This is a genomic window from Pseudomonas sp. SIMBA_068, from assembly GCF_046534705.1.
GTDB lineage: Bacteria > Pseudomonadota > Gammaproteobacteria > Pseudomonadales > Pseudomonadaceae > Aquipseudomonas > Aquipseudomonas putida.
In genome coordinates this window covers 1-232 of sequence record NZ_JAWRYI010001796.1, presented here as the reverse complement: position 1 = coordinate 232, position 232 = coordinate 1, and the positions used below count along the sequence as shown (strand labels likewise).

2 pseudogenes are annotated in these 232 nt (G+C 59.5%); both read left to right on the top strand.

Annotation, left to right across the window (positions count from 1 at the left end):
- Positions 1-82 (top strand): annotated as a pseudogene (gene rpmE, locus SB756_RS35955) (50S ribosomal protein L31); the annotation flags it as partial.
- 41 nt (positions 83-123) lie between these two features.
- Positions 124-232: pseudogene (locus SB756_RS35950) on the top strand (thermonuclease family protein); the annotation flags it as partial.

Here is a 232-nt window from a genome sequence, read left to right as displayed (position 1 = left end):
TAAGCAGAAGACTCTGGACACCGGCGGCCGTGTACAGCGCTTCGCAGATCGCTTTGGTGCTTTCGGTGCCAAAAAGGCCTAAGGCCGATCAACTTGGGAAGCCGTTACGGTTTTTCCATGCTGATGAAAAAGGCGTCCCTAGTGGGCGCCTTTTTTGTGGGCGCGATTTGGCTGACAGCGGCCGAGGCGTTTTGCCCGGCGCCCAAGGGGCTGTTGCCGGCAACGGTGCTCC